Annotated in this window: 14 protein-coding genes; 3 read left to right on the forward strand and 11 right to left on the reverse strand. The window is 73.3% G+C overall.

The features are described from left to right. Positions 1-150: 150 nt before the first annotated feature. From ACFY0O_RS33885 to ACFY0O_RS33895, 3 genes are all read right to left on the reverse strand, one after another. Positions 151-972: a TrmH family RNA methyltransferase gene (locus ACFY0O_RS33885; RefSeq protein ID WP_388954035.1), complete on the reverse strand. Its 822-nt coding sequence runs from the start codon at positions 970-972 to the stop codon at positions 151-153. A 42-nt stretch (positions 973-1,014) separates the two neighbouring features. After that, complete coding sequence (gene cobA / locus ACFY0O_RS33890; protein ID WP_388954038.1) at positions 1,015-2,259, reverse strand: uroporphyrinogen-III C-methyltransferase; 1,245 nt, start codon at positions 2,257-2,259, stop codon at positions 1,015-1,017. Positions 2,260-3,144: 885 nt separating this feature from the next. Beyond that, the gene (locus ACFY0O_RS33895; protein ID WP_362147821.1) at positions 3,145-3,399 is read right to left on the reverse strand and encodes a hypothetical protein; all 255 of its coding nucleotides are present in this window, start codon (positions 3,397-3,399) and stop codon (positions 3,145-3,147) included. 331 nt (positions 3,400-3,730) lie between these two features. On the opposite strand from ACFY0O_RS33895, the gene ACFY0O_RS33900 reads away from it, so the two are divergent. Continuing rightward, positions 3,731-4,990 carry a helix-turn-helix domain-containing protein gene (locus ACFY0O_RS33900; protein ID WP_388954039.1) on the forward strand — a complete coding sequence of 420 codons (1,260 nt, stop codon included), beginning with the start codon at positions 3,731-3,733 and terminating at the stop codon, positions 4,988-4,990. Here the strand turns inward: ACFY0O_RS33900 and cutA are convergent. From cutA to ACFY0O_RS33935, 7 genes are all read right to left on the reverse strand, one after another. Continuing rightward, a complete protein-coding gene (gene cutA / locus ACFY0O_RS33905; protein ID WP_388954040.1) occupies positions 4,987-5,304 on the reverse strand; it encodes a divalent-cation tolerance protein CutA in 318 nt (105 codons plus the stop codon). The genes ACFY0O_RS33900 and cutA overlap by 4 nt on opposite strands. Before the next feature lie 737 nt (positions 5,305-6,041). Beyond that, positions 6,042-9,722, reverse strand: a complete 3,681-nt coding sequence (cobT, locus tag ACFY0O_RS33910) for a nicotinate-nucleotide--dimethylbenzimidazole phosphoribosyltransferase (protein ID WP_388954042.1) — start codon at positions 9,720-9,722, stop codon at positions 6,042-6,044. 244 nt (positions 9,723-9,966) lie between these two features. Continuing rightward, on the reverse strand, positions 9,967-11,181 hold the full coding sequence (cbiE, locus tag ACFY0O_RS33915) for a precorrin-6y C5,15-methyltransferase (decarboxylating) subunit CbiE (RefSeq protein WP_388954044.1): 1,215 nt from the start codon (positions 11,179-11,181) through the stop codon (positions 9,967-9,969). A gap of 60 nt (positions 11,182-11,241) precedes the next feature. Continuing rightward, positions 11,242-11,955: a GNAT family N-acetyltransferase gene (locus ACFY0O_RS33920; protein WP_388954047.1), complete on the reverse strand. Its 714-nt coding sequence runs from the start codon at positions 11,953-11,955 to the stop codon at positions 11,242-11,244. Between the two features lie 191 nt (positions 11,956-12,146). Further along, positions 12,147-13,010: a MetQ/NlpA family ABC transporter substrate-binding protein gene (locus ACFY0O_RS33925; RefSeq protein WP_388954049.1), complete on the reverse strand. Its 864-nt coding sequence runs from the start codon at positions 13,008-13,010 to the stop codon at positions 12,147-12,149. 116 nt (positions 13,011-13,126) lie between these two features. Then, positions 13,127-13,795: a methionine ABC transporter permease gene (locus ACFY0O_RS33930; RefSeq protein WP_079425143.1), complete on the reverse strand. Its 669-nt coding sequence runs from the start codon at positions 13,793-13,795 to the stop codon at positions 13,127-13,129. After that, a complete protein-coding gene (locus ACFY0O_RS33935; protein WP_358892835.1) occupies positions 13,792-14,859 on the reverse strand; it encodes an ATP-binding cassette domain-containing protein in 1,068 nt (355 codons plus the stop codon). The genes ACFY0O_RS33930 and ACFY0O_RS33935 overlap by 4 nt, the downstream gene beginning before the upstream one ends. A 561-nt stretch (positions 14,860-15,420) precedes the next feature. Between ACFY0O_RS33935 and ACFY0O_RS33940 the strand changes: the two genes are divergently transcribed. Both ACFY0O_RS33940 and ACFY0O_RS33945 read left to right on the forward strand, forming a co-directional pair. Then, entirely contained in the window at positions 15,421-15,789 is a 369-nt protein-coding gene (locus ACFY0O_RS33940; protein WP_388954052.1) for a hypothetical protein, read from the forward strand. Beyond that, positions 15,782-16,198: a hypothetical protein gene (locus ACFY0O_RS33945; protein WP_344159198.1), complete on the forward strand. Its 417-nt coding sequence runs from the start codon at positions 15,782-15,784 to the stop codon at positions 16,196-16,198. Before ACFY0O_RS33940 ends, ACFY0O_RS33945 begins: the two co-directional genes overlap by 8 nt. A gap of 22 nt (positions 16,199-16,220) precedes the next feature. Here ACFY0O_RS33945 and ACFY0O_RS33950 read toward each other — a convergent pair whose 3' ends face one another. Next, positions 16,221-16,727, reverse strand: coding sequence for a GNAT family N-acetyltransferase (locus ACFY0O_RS33950; RefSeq protein WP_388954055.1), 507 nt, complete (start codon positions 16,725-16,727; stop codon positions 16,221-16,223). Positions 16,728-16,735: the final 8 nt, after the last annotated feature.

Consider the following 16,735-nt stretch of genomic DNA (forward strand, 5'->3'; position numbering starts at 1 on the left):
TGTGGGGGGGGGGGGGCCCCCCGGGGGGGGGGGGGGGGGCGGCCGCGCCGCCGGGGGGGGGGGGGGGGGGGGGCCCCCCCCCCCCCCGGGGGGGCCCCCCCGGGGGGGGGGGGGCCCCCCCCTCCGGTGTGTGCGGGACCGGTGGACGGCCTAGCCTCGGCCGCCGCCGCTGCCCGCCACCGCGTAGAAGGCCACGGCCGCGGCCGCGCCCACGTTCAGCGAGTCCACGCCGTGCGCCATGGGGATGCGTACCCACTCGTCGGCGGCGACCAGCGCCTGCGTCGACAGGCCGTCGCCCTCGGCGCCCAGCATCAGCGCCACCCGCTCCAGGGTGTGCGGCGCCGCCACGTCGATCGGCGAGGCCTTCTCGTGCGGGGTGAGGGCGAGGAGCTTGAAGCCCGCCTCGCGGACCGTGTCCAGGCTCTTGGGCCAGGCCTCCAGGCGGGCGTAGGGGACGGAGAACACCGCGCCCATCGACACCTTCACCGAGCGGCGGTACAGCGGGTCCGCGCAGTCCGGGGACAGCAGGACGGCGTCCATGCCCAGGGCTGCGGCGCTGCGGAAGATGGCCCCGATGTTGGTGTGGTCGTTCACCGCCTCCATGACGGCCACCCGGCGGGCCGAGGCCAGGATCTCCTGGGCCGTCGGCAGCGGCTTGCGCTGCATCGAGGCCAGGGCGCCGCGGTGCACGTGGTAGCCGGTGACGCGCTCGGCGAGGTCCGGGCTCACGGCGTAGACCGGGGCCGGGATCTCGTCGATGACGTCGCGCATGACGTCCACCCACTTGGCGGAGAGCAGCATCGAGCGCATCTCGTACCCGGCGTCCTTGGCCCGCCGGATGACCTTCTCGCCCTCGGCGATGAACAGGCCCTCGGCGGGCTCTCTGCGCCGGCGCAGCTCGACGTCGGTCAGGCCCGTGTAGTCGCGCAGGCGGGGGTCTTCGGGGTCTTCGATGGTGATGAGATCAGCCACAGGGTGATACTGCCTTGTCCTGGGTGTGGTGCCAACGGGCCGTCAGGCGCCGTCGGAGGTGGGCTCGGGGAGCTCGCCGGGCGGGTTCACGCGGACGACCTCGCCGATGACGATGACCGCCGGCGGGCGGACCTCCTCGGCGCGGACGGTCTCGCCGACCGTGGCCAGGGTGGCGTCCACCCGGCGCTGGGTGGCGGTGGTGCCCTCCTGGACGACCGCGACCGGGGTGTCGGCGGAGCGGCCGTGCTTGACCAGGGCCTCGGCGATCAGCCCGATCTTGTCGACGCCCATCAGGATGACGAGGGTGCCGGTGAGCTTGGCCAGTGCGGCCCAGTCCACGAGGGAGCGCGGGTCGTCGGGGCCGACGTGGCCGCTGACCACGGTGAACTCGTGCGCCACGCCGCGGTGGGTGACGGGGATCCCGGCCGCGCTCGGCACCGAGATGGAGCTGGAGATGCCCGGCACGACCGTGCAGGGGATGCCGTGCTCGGCGAGGGCCTGGAGCTCCTCCATGCCGCGGCCGAAGACGTACGGGTCGCCGCCCTTGAGCCGGACGACGGCCTTGCCGGCCTTGGCGTGCTCGATGAGGGCGTTGTTGATGGCCTCCTGGGCCATGAAGCGGCCGTAGGGGATCTTCGCGGCGTCGATGACCTCGACGTGCGGCGGGAGCTCGTCGAGGAGGTCGCGGGGGCCGAGCCGGTCGGCGATGACGACGTCGGCCTCGGCGAGCAGGCGCCGGCCGCGCACGGTGATCAGGTCCGGGTCGCCGGGGCCGCCGCCGACCAGGGCCACGCCGGGGGTGTGCGGGCGGGCGGCGGTCAGGGAGCCGTCGCGCAGGCCCTCGACCACGGCGTCGCGGACGGCCGCGGAGCGGCGCGGGTCGTTTCCGCTGAGCACCGCCACCGTGACGCCCTCGACCCGGCCGGTCGCCGGGGTCCAGGCGGTCGCCGCCTCGGCGTCGTCGGCGCGCACGCACCAGACCCGCTTGGCCTCGGCCTCGGCGGAGGCGCGGTCGTTGGCCTCGCGGTCCCGGGTGGCGATCAGGGCGTACCAGGCACCGTCGAGGTCACCGTCCTGGTAGCGGCGGCGCTCCCAGCGGATCTCCCCGGTCTCCGCCATCGCGTCCACGGAGGGGGTCGCGGACGGGGAGACCAGCAGGACGTCCGCACCGGCGGCGACGAGGGCGGGCAGGCGGCGCTGGGCGACCTGGCCGCCGCCGATGACGACGACGCGGCGCCCGGTCAGGCGCAGTCCTACGGGGTAGGCGGGGTGTGCCGGGTTTCCCATGGCGGTTGCGGCTCCTGATGCGGCGGGTGTGTTCGGCGGGGCCGCTGCTGCGCTGGAGCGGCTGACGGACCGTGCGGGCGCCCGTCCGGCACCACGATACGACCCATAGCCGCTGGTCGTACCTGCGGGGGCAAAGTTCGGCGGGGCGGTGGGGGGCTCGCGGTCGGGGCCCGCCATCTCCCCCTCGAGGGGCCGGGGGCGGGTCGGTGTCTGCCCACCCGCCTCCCCGGGTGCGGGGCGGTGGGGTGGGGGCGGGTACCGCCGGGCGAAGTTCGGACGGGCGGGCGGGACGGGGGGTGGCGGTATCCCCCGGGACGGTCTCGGGGAGGGTTGGGGGCTTCCCGTCAGTCTCATCGTCCTTCCGCGTCGGGCCGCCCTGTAAAGGGCGCTCCTTCGTCGCGTCGCTTCGCGATCGCCTTCGGCGACCCTTGACAGCCCGTCCCGCCACGAAACGCCGAAGACTGCCGGGAACCCCCCAAAGGAACGGGACGGACGTAAGGAAGAGATGCGGCTCCCTCAGCGACCAGTCGGGCGGTCGGGGGCCGGCAGACCGGGCATCCGGGCCTACATCCATCCTCATCGGGGCCTCCCTCACGCGTCAGATCGCTCTACCTTCTTGGTCGGGTTGGTCGAGCCATTCGTAGGGTTGGATCGCCCAGGGGTGCTGGGTGTGGCTGTCAGATCGCTGCTACGCGCTTCTCTTTTCTCGGCGTCCGCCGCTTGCCTGGGGTCGCTGCCTGCACCAAAGGACGACAGGACTGGCCGGTGGGCGCCGCAGATCGCTACGCGCTCCTCGGATTTCGGCGTCCGACGCCCGTCTGGGGCTGATACCCGCACCAGAGGACGAACCGACCGGCCTGCGGAGCACCCAGGCGCGTCAGATCGCTACGCGCTTCGCTCTTCTCGGCGGCCGGCGGCTTTCTTGGGCTGGTCATAGGCGGGGTGGACGTTGGCGACGGCCGTGGTGAACTCGCGACCGGAGGCGTTGCGGATGTACGCCAGTTCCATCCAGTGCTCGTTGATGGTGTCCGAGACGTTTTCGTTGATGACGGCCATCAGCACGCCCTCGACGCCGGAGGCGATGTCGCGGACACGCTGGTGGAGGAGGCGGTGGGGGACGTACTCGTACCGTTCACTCATGGGGTGGCTCCTCGAAGGAGTCGAGGAAACGCTCCCACCCGATCTGGGCACGGTCGAGAAGTTCCTGGCTGGGCTGGGGCATGGCTTGCACCCTCCAGAAGGGGCTGTCGCAATGAGGCGGGTCACTGACGCAGTCGGGCGCGGTATGGCGCTGGCCCTTTCGGTTCTGGGGGGACACTGCACCTCTCCACGGTCTTGGTCGGGCGGCTGTGACCAGTCAACTGCCCTGAGCGTTTGGACGGATGGGCCAGGAGGCATGGCCATTCCTGGGACATGGCCACGATTTATGGCCAGGCTGAGTTCCGGGTTCCGGGACAGCCGAGGGACTGCGATGACGACCAAGAACGAGAGCGATGGCGTGGAGCCGATCGGGCAACTGATTCGCCGGCTGCGCATGGCGAGCGGGCGGACCCAAGAAGGTCTGGCCGCAGACCTCTCGGCACGGCGGGGATATCCGCTGGAACAGACTGCGGTGTCGAGATGGGAGACCCACGAGCGGCTTCCGGACCCCGCGTCGCGGGCGCTCCTGGCGGCGGAGTTCGGCGTGCCGGAGGAGGAGCTGTGCCGTGCCGTCGCCCTGGCGCGGCGGCTGCGCCGTCAGGAGCAGCAGAGCGATCAGGAGAACGATGTGAACCGCCGAGGTTTCATGGCTGGTGCAGGGATGGCCGTCATACAGCCGTCGTCGTTGCTGGCACCGGGGCGAAGGATCGGTGCCGACGTACCAGGACAGCTGAGCCAGAGGACGGCCCGGCTCAGGCGACTGGACGACTTCGTGGGCGGTGGTGACACCTACCGGATGTACGTCCGCGAACTCGAGGGCACGACCAGGTTGGCCGACGAAGGCGTCTACTCCGAGGCCACGGGACGCGCCCTTCGGGGGATCATCTCCGAACAGGCCCAGCTCGCGGGATGGGCGGCGTACGACGCCGGACGCTACGAGGCGGCTCGCAGCCACTACATGACTGCCTTGGCGGCGTCCCGGGCAGCCGAGGACACCGCGCTGGAAGGCAACTCGCTGGCCTTCCTCGCCTACCTAGAGTGGACCATAGGCGGGAACTCCGGCGTCAGGTTCGCGACGGCCGCGTGCGAGGCGCTCGGCACAAACGGGGCGCCAGCGGTGCGGGCGCTGCTCGCGGACCGGCTGGCATGGCAGCACGCGACGTCCGGCAACGCCCGAGAAGCGGACTACGCCCTCAAGACGGCAGAAGAAGCCATCCACGAGGCGATCGACGAGTCCGCACCGGACTGGGCCTACTGGGTGGACCACGACGAGATTGCAATCATGACCGGAAGGTGTTGGGCAGAGCTGCACCGGCCGCTGCGGGCCATCCCAGCGCTGGAAGACGCCCTCAGTCGGTACGACGACACCCGGGCCCGGGACAAGGCGCTGTACCTGTCCTGGCTCGCGTCGGCCTACCTGGACGCAGGAGAAGTAGAGCACGCAGCCACGATCACGAGTCGGGTCCTCGACCTCGCGGAGGGGCTGGCATCGGTCAGACCGGCGGCACGGGCGCACGCAATGGTCAAGCGGCTGGAGTCCCACCGGACCCTTGCCCCGGTGGCCGCGCTGCTGGATCGCGTGAAGGCCTAACGGGTGGCGCGGGTGATCCACTCCAGGTACTCGGCACGCCCCGCATCAATACCGAACGCGATGACCTCCGGCGAGTCGTACGGGTGGTTGTCCGCGAGGTGCTTCTCCAACGCCTCACGCCGGTCGCCGGCCGTCCGGAACACCACTTGGTATTCGGTCCCCGCAGCCACCTCGCCGAGGTGCCGGTACGTAGTCTCGATCGGCCCGGTCACCTGCCCGGAGGCGGCCAGACCCGCCTCCACCGCTGAACGCGACAGTTTCCGCGCGGCCTCGTGAGTATTGACGGTCGTGATCACGATCAAGAACTCAGCCATGTCGGCAACCTACCTGCCTCACAAAGACATTGGACTGGAAATCTCGCACCGGAAGACCGTCCGATCGTGGAAAGCCGCCCTGGTTGGCATTCTGTGCAGGTATCAGCCCCAGACGGGCGGCGGACGCCGAGACGGGAGGAGCGCGTAGCGATCTGGGGCGCCTGGAGGTCCCGAAGGACTCTCCGGTCGTCCTTGGGTGCAGGCAGCGACCCCGGGCGGGCGGCGGACGCCGATGCATGAGGAGCGCGTAGCGATCTGCCGCGGGCGGCGGCTCCGATTGCTGCCGTGGTGGCCCGGATGCCCGGTCTGCCGGGTCCCGGGCGCCCGGCTGGTCGCTGAGGGAGCTTGTCCTCTGACTCTGGACCGTGCCGTCCTTTTGGGGGTTTCCCGGCAGGCCTTTGTCTTTCCGTGGCGGGACGGGCTGTCAAGGGTGGCCGAAGGCCATCGCGGAGCGACGCGACGAAGGAGCGCCCTTGACAGGGCGGCCCGACGCGGAAGGACGATGGGACTGACGGGAAGCCCCCAAGCGTCTCTGAGACCGTCTTGCCCGGACCCCGGCAACCACCCGGTCCCGGCCGGCTGTTCGCCACCGCCCAGGGGATTCCCGTACCACCGGCCCGCAGCCGGGGAGGCGGGTGGGCAGGCGGCGGTCGGCGCCAGCCCCTCGAGGGGGAAAAAGCGGGCCCAAAGCGGCGGGGCCGGGCACCGTTGTGGTGTCCGGCCCCGAGGCGTGGTGGTTACTTCTCCGTGACGCCCGCCGAGTCGAACGTGGCGACCTCGTGCATCGCGCGGGCCGCGCTCTGGACCAGGGGGAGGGCCAGGAGGGCGCCCGTGCCTTCGCCGAGGCGGAGGTCCAGGTCGACCAGGGGGCGCAGGCCCAGCTTGTTGAGGGCGGCCACGTGGCCCGGTTCCGCGCTGCGGTGGCCCGCGATGCAGGCCGACAGGGCTTCGGGGGCGATGGCGCGGGCCACCAGGGCGGCCGCGCCCGCGCTCACGCCGTCCAGGATGACCGGCGTGCGCAGGGAGGCGCCGCCGAGGATCAGGCCGACGATCGCGGCGTGCTCCAGGCCGCCGATGGCCGCCAGGACGCCGATCGGGTCGTTCACGTCCGGCTGGTGGAGCTCCAGGGCGCGGCGGACGACGTCGACCTTCCGGGCGTGGGTCTCGTCGTTGATGCCGGTGCCCCGGCCCGTGACCTCGGCCGGGTCGACGCCCGTGAAGACGGAAATGAGGGCCGCCGACACCGTGGTGTTGGCGATGCCCATCTCGCCCGTCAGGAGCCCCTTGTTGCCGGCCGCGACGAGGTCGCGCGCGGTCTCGATGCCGACCTCGATGGCGGCGATGGCGTCCTCGCGGCTCATCGCGGGGCCGGCGGTGAGGTCGTCCGTGCCCGGGCGGACCTTGCGGGGCAGCAGGCCGGGGGTGGCGGGCAGGTCGCCCTTGACGCCCACGTCCACGACGCAGACCTCGGCGCCGACCTGGTTGGCGAAGGCGTTGCAGACGGCCCCGCCGCCCAGGAAGTTGGCCACCATCTGCGTGGTGACCTCCTGCGGCCACGGCGTGACGCCCTGGGCGTGGACGCCGTGGTCGCCCGCGAAGATCGCGACGGCGGCGGGCTCCGGGATCGGCGGCGGGCAGACCCGGGACAGGCCCGCCAGCTGCGCGGAGATGATCTCCAGCATGCCGAGCGCGCCCGCGGGCTTGGTCATGCGCTTCTGCCGCTCCCAGGCCTCGCCGAGCGCCTTCGCGTCGAGCGGGCGGATGCTGGCGACGGTGTCGGAGAGCAGGTCGTGCGGGGCCTCGCCGGGCAGCGCGCGGCGCCCGTACGTCTCCTCGTGCACGACCCAGGCCAGCGGACGGCGCTGGGCCCAGCCCGCCTGCATCAGCTCGGGCTCCTCGGGGAACTCGTCGACGTACCCGACGCACAGGTAGGCGACGACCTCCAGGTGCTCGGGGAGGCCGAGGGCGCGGACCATCTCGCGCTCGTCGAAGAAGCTGACCCAGCCCACGCCGAGGCCTTCGGCGCGCGCGGCGAGCCAGAGGTTCTCGACGGCGAGGGCGGAGGAGTACGGGGCCATCTGCGGCTGGGTGTGCCGGCCGAGGGTGTGGCGGCCGCCGCGGGTGGGGTCGGCGGTGACGACGATGTTCACCGGGGTGTCGAGGATGGCCTCGATCTTCAGTTCCTTGAACTGCTTGGCCCGGCCCTTGGGCAGCGACTTGGCGTAGGCCTCGCGCTGGCGCTGGGCGAGCTCGTGCATGGTGCGACGGGTCTCGGCCGAGCGGATGACGACGAAGTCCCAGGGCTGGGAGTGGCCGACGCTCGGGGCGTGGTGGGCGGCCTCCAGGACGCGCAGCAGCACCTCGTGCGGGATCGGGTCGGTGCGGAAGCCGTTGCGGATGTCGCGGCGCTCGCGCATGACGCGGAGCACGGCCTCGCGCTCGGCGTCGGCGTAGCCGGGGGCCGGCTCTCCGGGGGAGGGCTGCGGCTCGGCGGGGACCTCGGCGGCGGCTTCGCCCTCGGCCGGGGCGGGCTCGGCGGCGGCGGCGACGGGCTGCGCCGCCTCGGCGGAGTCGGGGCCCGGCTCGGCCGGTACGTCGGCCACCGCGGCGGGGTCGGCCGGCTCGGCCGGGGTCTCGGCGGGGGCGGCCGGGGTCTCGGCGGGCGCGTCGGCGGCCTGGGCCACCGGCTCCGCGGGGGAGGCTTCGGCCGGCGCCTCGGCGGCGGGCTCGGCCGGGGGCTCCACGCCCTCGGCGGCCTGCGCGGCCTCGGCGGGCGCGCCCTCGACGGCCGGCGCGGCTTCGGCCACCGGCGCGGGCACGGCTTCGGGGGCAGGGGCGGCGGCGGGGGCGGTGACGCCCTCGGGCACGGCGGCCGGCTCGGTGGCCACGGCGCCTTCGGGAGCCGGGCCCGCCTCGGTCGCCACCGGACCGGCCTGCGGGGCCTCGGCGGACACGGCTTGGCCGTCGGCCGCGGGCGCGCCCTCGGCCGGGGCGGCCTGGGCCTCGGCCACCGGCTGGACTTCGGCGGCGGGCTGCGCGTCGGACACGGCCACCGGCTGGGCGTCCACGGCGGTCTGGCCCTCGTTCACCGGCTGCCCCTCGAACCCACCCGGAGCCACCTGCCCGGCACCCGCGCCCGCGGGCTCCGCCGCCCAGGGCGCGCCGGCCTGCGGCGGGATCTCGCCCGGCTGCGGGGCGGCCGGAGCCACCGGGGCCGCGGCGGCCTCGGCACCCGGGACGTCCAGGTACTCGGGACCCGCGGCGGGCGCCCCGGGAGCCTCGCCCGCACCCGGAACCGGCTCCGGCGCACCCGGCGTCCCCGGCACCGCGGCGGCGGCCGGCGGCTCGGCGGCGCCCAGCGGCTCGGCGCCCGGCGGGGTCTCGGGGGCGGCCGCGCCCTCGGCGGCGGCCGCGTCGGGTCCGGCGGGCTCCGGTGCCGCCTCCGCCACCGGGGCGGGGACGACGGCGACGGCGGGGGCGCCGGTGGGAACGGCGACGGCGGGGGCGCCGGTCGGGACGGCCGCGGCGGGGGCGGCCTGCATCGGCGGAGCCGGGGCGGCGGCCGGGGCCGCGGCGGGACCCCGGTCCGCGAGGGAGCGTACGACTCCCCCGGTGGCGTCGGGCACGGGCGGGCCCATGTGCAGGGGCCGGCGGGACGGGGTCACGGGCGCGGCGGGCGGCATCTGGCCGGGCGCGGCGGCTGCCGCGGGCGGGACCACGAGCCCGCCGAGGTCCAGGGAGCCGGAGTCACGGCCGCCGGTCTCGTGCGCACCGGCGCTGTACCCGGCGGGGTCGGCGAAGCCCTCGGGGGCGGCGGGGTCGGGGAAGGTGCCGTCGGGGAAGCCGAGCGGCTGGGCGGGCATCGGCTGGCCGGCGAGGGAGTGGTCCTGGGCGGGCTGACCGGCGAGGGAGGGGTCCTGCACCGGCCCGCCCGCCGGGGACTGACCCGGCATCGGCTGGCCGGGGACCACCTGCTGACCCGGGACCGGCTCCTGACCCGGGACCGGCTCCTGGCCCGGCACGGACTGCTGTCCCGGCGTCGCGAAGCCGGGCTCCGGGAAGCCGAGGTGTCCCGGCTCGGGGTAGCCGGCGGCCTGGGGCTGGGCCTGGGGCTGGGCGTACTCGGCCTGGGGGTATTCGGTGTAGCCCTGTTCGGCGGGGAACTCGCCGGGGAAGGCGGGGGCCTGCGGGACCACCTGGGGGTCGCTCCAGGCGCCGCCCTGGCCGTGGCCGCTGGGCATCAGCAGCAGTTCCTCGTCCTCGGCGGGGTCGTCGACGAGGTCCTGGAAGGCGTAGCCGGCCGGGGGCATCGGCGGCAGGGGGGGCATCTGCGGGACCGGAGCGGGAACGCCCTGCTGATCCACCATGCCCGCGTTGTCCGGGTGACCCTCGCCCGGGACCTGGCCGGTGTCAGTCATGCTTACCCCTCGCCCATCGGTGTTGCCTCTTCGCCTCTTCGCTCGCCCGGCGCCCTGATGGCCCGACGAGCGGGGTCGCCGCGCGGCGCGACGGCTCGGTCACGCCCGCACGACAACTCCTGAGCATTGTCGCGCCCGTCGGCCACCGTGTCGGCCGGAAACCGGCACGGTCCGCTGTGGACTGCGCCACGTCGTGCGCCTGCCTGGCGGTACGACGATCGGCCAGCCTACCCCGGGCTCCGTCTCAGCGGTTCACGGGGCGTTCGGCTGCCAGCAGGAACACCACGGAACGCTCCTGTTCGGCCCAGGTCCTGGTGTCGAGGCCGACGGACTGCAGGAGCGCGCATTCGACGGCGTACCCGTGTTCGGTGAGGGTGCGTCCGATGGCCTCGGCCTCGTCGCGCGTGGAGGCGTGGCTGACGATCCGTTCGGGGCGGCGGTCGGCGACGGCGGCGACGACCGGGGCGCCGCCGCCCCCGACCCGTACGACATCGGGTTCGGGCAGGTTCTCGAGCACGTGTGGAGCGCGGCCCGCGACGACCTGGATCTGCACACCGCGCCTGCGGGCGGCGGCGGTTGCGCGTTCGCAGGCGCGCGGGTCGGCGTCGACGGCGATGACGGCGGCGCCGAAGGCGGCCGCGTCGACGGCGAGGGCGCCGTGGCCGGTGCCGATGTCCCAGACGAGGTCGCCGGGGCGGGGGCCGAGGCGGGCGAGCTGGGCGGCACGCAGCTGGGCCGACTCCCCCTCGCCCGCGTAGGGGTCGGTGTGGGGGCGGGCCCAGCCGCGTCCGGCGGCGGGGTTCTGGGCGGGGTTCTGGCCGAGGAGCCAGGGGGCGTCCGCGGTGGCGGGGTGTCCGGCGCCGCCGATGACGATGACGACGTTGGGGTCGCGCCAGGTGTGGTCGGCGGCGGCGTCGGAGGTGAGGACGGTGACGCGTTCGCGGTCGGTGCCGAGTTCCTCGCAGATGACGAAGGTGCGGTGGACCCCTTCGAGGAGCAGGGCGAGTTCGGCGGGGCCGGCGCCGGGCGAGGTGAGGACGGCGACCTTGCCGCGGGCCCGGCAGACGTTGACGGCGCGGCGCAGGGTGCGGGGGTGGGCGACGACGACCTGGGCGTCGTCCCAGGGCATTCCGGCGCGGGCGAAGGCGGCGGCGACGGAGGAGACGGCGGGGACGACCTCGACTTCCAGGCCGTGTTCGGGGGAGCGCAGGGTGCGGACGACGCCGAAGAAGCCGGGGTCCCCGTCGGCGAGGACGACGGCGGTGCCGCGGTGGCCGGCGATGCGGCGGGCGGCGAGGCCGATGCTGCCGAGGCGGATGCGTTCGGCGCCGGGCGGGACTTCGGGGAGCGCGAGGTGGTGGGCGGCGCCGGCCACGAGGGTGGCCGCGGAGAGCGCGGACCGGGCGGCCGCGGTCAGGGGGGAGCCGTCCCAGCCGATCACCGTGACCCGGTCGGCCATCGTCGTCAGTCTCCTGGGGTGGGGGCAGGCGAAGTTTCGTCGGGGTCGCGCACTGCGAGACTACCTGGTCACGGGTCGGTGCCGGTCCGCGGTGACGGCGTGGGCCGGGTGGCCGGCGCGGGCCTGGCGGGCCTCGTTGCTGTCGCAGGTGTCGTAGGCGCCGTGGACCTCGTCGAAGGCGTCGGCGCCCTCGTCGTCGAGGTCCTCGGGGACCAGGCTCCAGACGATGAGGTCGGTGCGGGTGTCGGCCCAGCTGCCGTCGGCGGACTGGGTGCGGACGGTCCAGGCGTTGCGCAGGACGCCTTCGCTGATGCAGCCGATCTTCTGGGCGACCTGCTGGGCGGCGGTGTTGTCGGCGGCGGTGCGCAGTTCGAGTCTCTCGAAGTGCTGCTCGCGGAAGAGCCAGCGGGCGACGGCGAGGACGGATTCGCTGGCGTAGCCCTCGCCGCGCGCCCAGGGGGCGGTGACGTAGCGGATCTCGGTGGTGCGGGTGCGCCAGTCGGTGTCGCGGAGGTGGACGCTGCCGACGAGGCGGTGGGTGAGGAACTCGGTGACGGCGAGGACGATGCCGCGGCCGGTGGTGCGTTCGGCGTGGGAGCGGTCGGTGGCCCAGGCGTGGGCGTCGGCGCGGGTGTAGGGGTGGGGTGCCGGGGTCCAGGCGGTGACCTGCTCGTCGTTCATCATCTCGGCGAGCGCGGTGACGTCCTCCTCCTCGAAGGGGCGCAGCACCAGCCGGTCCGTGCTGATGGTGACGTCCGGGAAGGTGGTAGTCATGCGCAGCTCCATGCCTGAGACGGACCGTTTTGGCGGGTCGTAGGCCACAGCATGCAGCATCGGCCCGGGGATGTGCAGGGCCGGGCTGCCCGGAAGCGGGCACGGCCGGGGCGGTGTCCGGGCAGCCCTCGGCCCCGCGTGCCGGGGAGGGCGCGCGGGGCCGTGGATCCGGCGGGTGCCGGGGGGTGGCGTCAGGCGGCCGGGGTGCCGAAGGCCGGGATGACCGAGCCCTGGTACTTGTCCTGGATGAACTTCTTGACCTCGTCGGAGTTCAGGAGCTTGGCGAGCTTCTGGATGCGCGGGTCGTTCTGGTTGCCGTCCTTGACCGCCAGGAAGTTGGCGTACGGGTTGCCCTCGGCCTTCTCCAGGACCAGGGCGTCCTTGGCGGGCGAGAGGTTGGCCTCGAGGGCGTAGTTGCCGTTGATGACGGCGGCGTCGACGTCGTTCAGGGCGCGGGGGACCGTGGCGGCCTCCAGCTCCTTGAACTCCAGGCCCTTCTTGTCGGTGATGTCGGAGAGCTTGGCGCTGGTGCCGACGCCGTCCTTGAGGGTGATCAGCTTGTTCGCGGCGAGCAGCTGGAGCGCGCGGCCCTCGTTGGTGGTGTCGTTGGGGACGGCGATGGTCTGGCCGGCCTTGATGTCGGTGAGGGCCTTGACCTTCTTGGAGTAGAGGCCGAGGGGCTCCAGGTGCACGTTCACGACGGGCACGATGTGGGTGCCGTTCTTCTTGTTGAAGTCGTCGAGGTACGGCTTGTGCTGGAAGTAGTTGCCGTCGACCTGGCCCTGCTCGGTGGCGGTGTTGGGCAGGACGTAGTCCGTGAACTCCTTCACCTCCAGCTTGAGGCCTTCCTTGGCCGCGAGCTTGTCCTTGACGAAGTTCAGGATGTCGGCGTGGGGGCTCGGGGAGGCCGCGATGACCAGGGGCTTGTTCTCGTCGACCTTGCCGCCGTCGGCCTTGGTGGAGGACGGGTCCGAGGAGCTGCCGCAGGCGGTGAGGCCGAGGGCGAGCGCGGCGGTGGCGGCGGCGAGGGCGGTGAGCTTGGTGTTCTTACGCACGAAGAGTGCCTTTCTTGCGGGTGCGGGTCCGGGGTGGGGATCCGCTGGTAGTGGCCCAGGCACGACAAGTGCGGGCTTTCTCGGGTGGGGAGAGTCAGGGGTGGCCCGGGGCGGGCTCAGGCTGTCCGGCCGCGGCGGGCGAGGACGCGCACCACGCCGTCGCCGATCAGCTGGATCACCGTGACGAGGGCGATCAGGACCACGACGGTGGCGACCATGAAGCCGGTCTCGAAGCGCTGGAAGCCGTAGGTGATGGCCTTGGAGCCGAGTCCTTCGCCGCCGACGGCGCCGGCCATGGCGGAGTAGCCGACGAGGGTGATGACGGTGGTGGTGACGGCGGCGACCAGGGAGGGCAGGGCCTGCGGGAGCAGGACCTTGCCGACGAGGGTCGGGATGCCGCCGCCCATGGACTCGACGGCTTCGATCAGGCCGTGGTCGACCTCGCGGACGGCGGTCTCGACGAGGCGGGCGAAGAAGGGGATGGCGCCGATGGCCAGCGGGACGATCATGGCGGTGGGGCCGATGAAGGTGCCGACGACGGCCGTGGTGACGGGGATGAGGGCGATCAGCAGGATGATGAACGGCAGCGAGCGGCCTATGTTCACGATCACGCCGAGGGCCTTGTTGAGCGGCTGGTTGCGCAGGAGGCCGCCCTTGTCGGTGAGGACGAGGAGGATGCCGATGGGCAGTCCGCCGAGGACGGTCACCAGGGTGGACCACAGGACCATGTAGAGGGTGTCGTACGTGCCCTGGGTGAGCAGGGGCTGCATCTCGGACCAGGTCACTTGGCACCGTCCTTGACCAGTTCGGCCAGTTCGTCGTCGATTTCGTCCGTGGCGGGGGCGGTCCCGTCGACCACGTCGACCTGGAGGCCCTGTTCGCGCAGGAAGCCGACGGGTACGACGTTGTCCTCGTAGCGGCCGGGCAGCTCGATGCGCATGCGGCCGATCTGGCGGCCGGCGACGGTGTCCATCGCGGCGCCGAGGATCGAGATGTCGATGTTGTAGGTGCGGGAGAGCTGGGAGATGACCGGCTGGGTGGCGGCCTCGCCGTGGAAGGTGACGTCGACGACGGTGTGCTCGGGGCCGGTGGCGGTGCCGCTGACGGGGAAGAGTTCGGCGGCGAGCTCGGAGCCGGGGGTGGCGAGGAGCTCGGAGACGGTGCCGGACTCGATGATCCGGCCCTTCTTCATCAGGGCGGCGGAGTCGCAGATGCTCTTGACGACGTCCATCTCGTGCGTGATGAGCAGGACGGTGAGGCCGAGCTGCCGGTTGAGGTCGCGCAGGAGCTGGAGGATGGAGCGGGTGGTCTCGGGGTCGAGGGCGCTGGTGGCCTCGTCGGAGAGGAGCACCTTGGGGTCGCCGGCCAGGGCGCGGGCGATGCCGACGCGCTGCTTCTGGCCGCCGGAGAGCTGGGTGGGGTAGGCCTTGGCCTTGTCGGCGAGGCCGACGAGGTCGAGGAGCTCCAGGGCCTTGCGGGAGCGTTCGCGGCGGTCGACGCCGAGGATCTCCAGGGGGAGCTCGATGTTGGCCTGGACGGTCCGGGAGGACAGCAGGTTGAAGTGCTGGAAGACCATGCCGATGCGGCTGCGGGCCTCGCGGAGCTCCTTGCCGGCGCGCCGGCCGCGGCCGGCGAGGGCGGTGAGCTCGACGCCGTCGACCGTGACGGTGCCGGTGGTGGGACGTTCCAGCAGGTTCACGCAGCGGATGAGGGAGGACTTGCCGGCGCCGCTCTGGCCGATGACTCCGTAGACCTCGCCCTCGCGGACGTGGAGGTCGACGCCGTCCAGGGCGGTGACCTCGCGGCCACGGGACTGGTAGACCTTCGTGAGGCCCGATGTGGTGATCACAGGAATTCCGTCGCTGTCGAGTGCACGGCGTGCGGGACCGTGCACGGGGCAAACATCTGGGGACGCGATACGGGTCGAACCGTCACAAAGGATTCGTGTCGACACGTGCGCGGGCTGGAGCGGGTCCGGGACGCAGATCAGCGGTGACCTGGACGGCGGAGTGGCTCGCCTCGTCTCGCTTCGGGGCGCGAGACCGCGGGGGAAGGGGCCCTCAGAAGGCGCACATTCGACACATACAACGAGCACCGGGCGTCATCGTCGCCTCGGTCGCAAGGGTGCGGCTGCTCGTCGTGGTCATGGGCCCCAGTAAAGCAGACATGCCGGTTCACCGATCAATGCTGTCCGGATAGCGGACGCATTCCGATCGCATGCCGGACGGGAGGGTCGGCCGGGGCACCGCGTCCCGGGCGGCCCGGGAACCCTCCCGGCCAGTCCCGCCACGGGCGGGCGGGCTGTGCACGGCCGGCCCGCACGGCGCCGGGCGGGGACGCCCCCTGTGGCCAAGGCCACCCTCGCCGCCCCGTGCGCGGGCGGCCCCGGGGGCCGTAATACCCTCGCAGCATGCTCGACGCCCTGACGGCCGCCCTCGGTGTGGCCGCCCTCGCCCTCGCCGCCTGGTGCGGCCACGCCGTATGGCGGGACCAGCCGACCAAGGACTGGCACTTCATCGGCATGGCCGTGGTGACCCTGCTGGCCCTGGCCCAGCTGGTGGTCGGCCTGGTCCAGCTGGGCCGGGGCGAGCAGCCCGAACAGGGCACGGTGCTGTTCGTGGCCTACCTGGTGGGCGCCTTCGCGGCGGTCCCGGCGGCAGGGCTGCTCTCGCTGACCGAGCGCACCAAGTGGGGTTCGGTGACGGTGGCCGCGGGCGCGGTCGTCCTCGCCGTGCTCGAGGTGCGCCTCTACGACATCTGGGGATCCGCCGGTGCCTGACACGACGACCGCCTCGCCGGAAGCCCGCAAGCGGCTGGTCTCCGGGCCGGGGCTGCTGCTGGTGTGGCTCTACGGGGTCATGGTCGTCGGCGCGGTCTCGCGTTCGGCGTACCAGATCTCCACCGAGTTCGACCGGGCGCCGCTGGCCTACTCCCTGTCGGGGGCGGCGGCGCTGGTCTACGCCTTCATCACGTACTCGCTCGTGCGCGGCGGCGACCGGGCCCGGCGGGCGGCACTGGTGTGCTGCGGCGCCGAGCTCGCGGGCGTGCTGGCCGTCGGGACCTGGACGCTGATCCGGCCCGAGGCCTTCCCCGACGCGACCGTGTGGTCGGACTTCGGGATGGGCTACCTGTTCATCCCGGTGATCCTTCCGGTCACCGGGATGCTCTGGCTGCGCGCCAGGCGCTGAGGCCGGCGCGGGCTCCGAGGGCTCAGGCGCTGACGGTGTAGGCGGCCGGGGACTCGGCGTCCTTCTCCAGGATCACCAGGTGCACGCCGTCGGAGGCGGTGCGGTTGCCGACCTTCGCGTAGCCGGCCTTGCGGTAGAGCCGCAGGTTGGACTCGCTCTTGTGACCGGTGTGCAGGCGGAAGCGGGTGGTGCCGCCGTGACCGGCGAGGGCCTCCTCGACCGCGCGCAGCAGCCGGGCGCCGAGGCCGTGGCCCTGGAGGCGGGGGTGGACGCACAGCTTGGCGATGCTGGCCGTGCCGTCCTCGCCGACGCTGCCGCGCACCGCGCCGACCACTTCGTCACCGAGCCGGGCCACCAGGACGGTGTCCGCGGCCATCTCGTCCTTGAGGGAGTCGAGGGACTGGGTGAGCGGCTGGATGAGGTAGTTGCCGTACAGCTCGGCCTCCCGCTGGAACGCCAGGTACTGCAGCTTGAAGATCTGCTCGGCGTCCTCGGCGGCCGCCGCCGAAATGGTCACGCTCATGCCCATGTGCGCAT

This window comes from Streptomyces sp. NPDC001594, assembly GCF_042893675.1.
GTDB lineage: Bacteria > Actinomycetota > Actinomycetes > Streptomycetales > Streptomycetaceae > Streptomyces.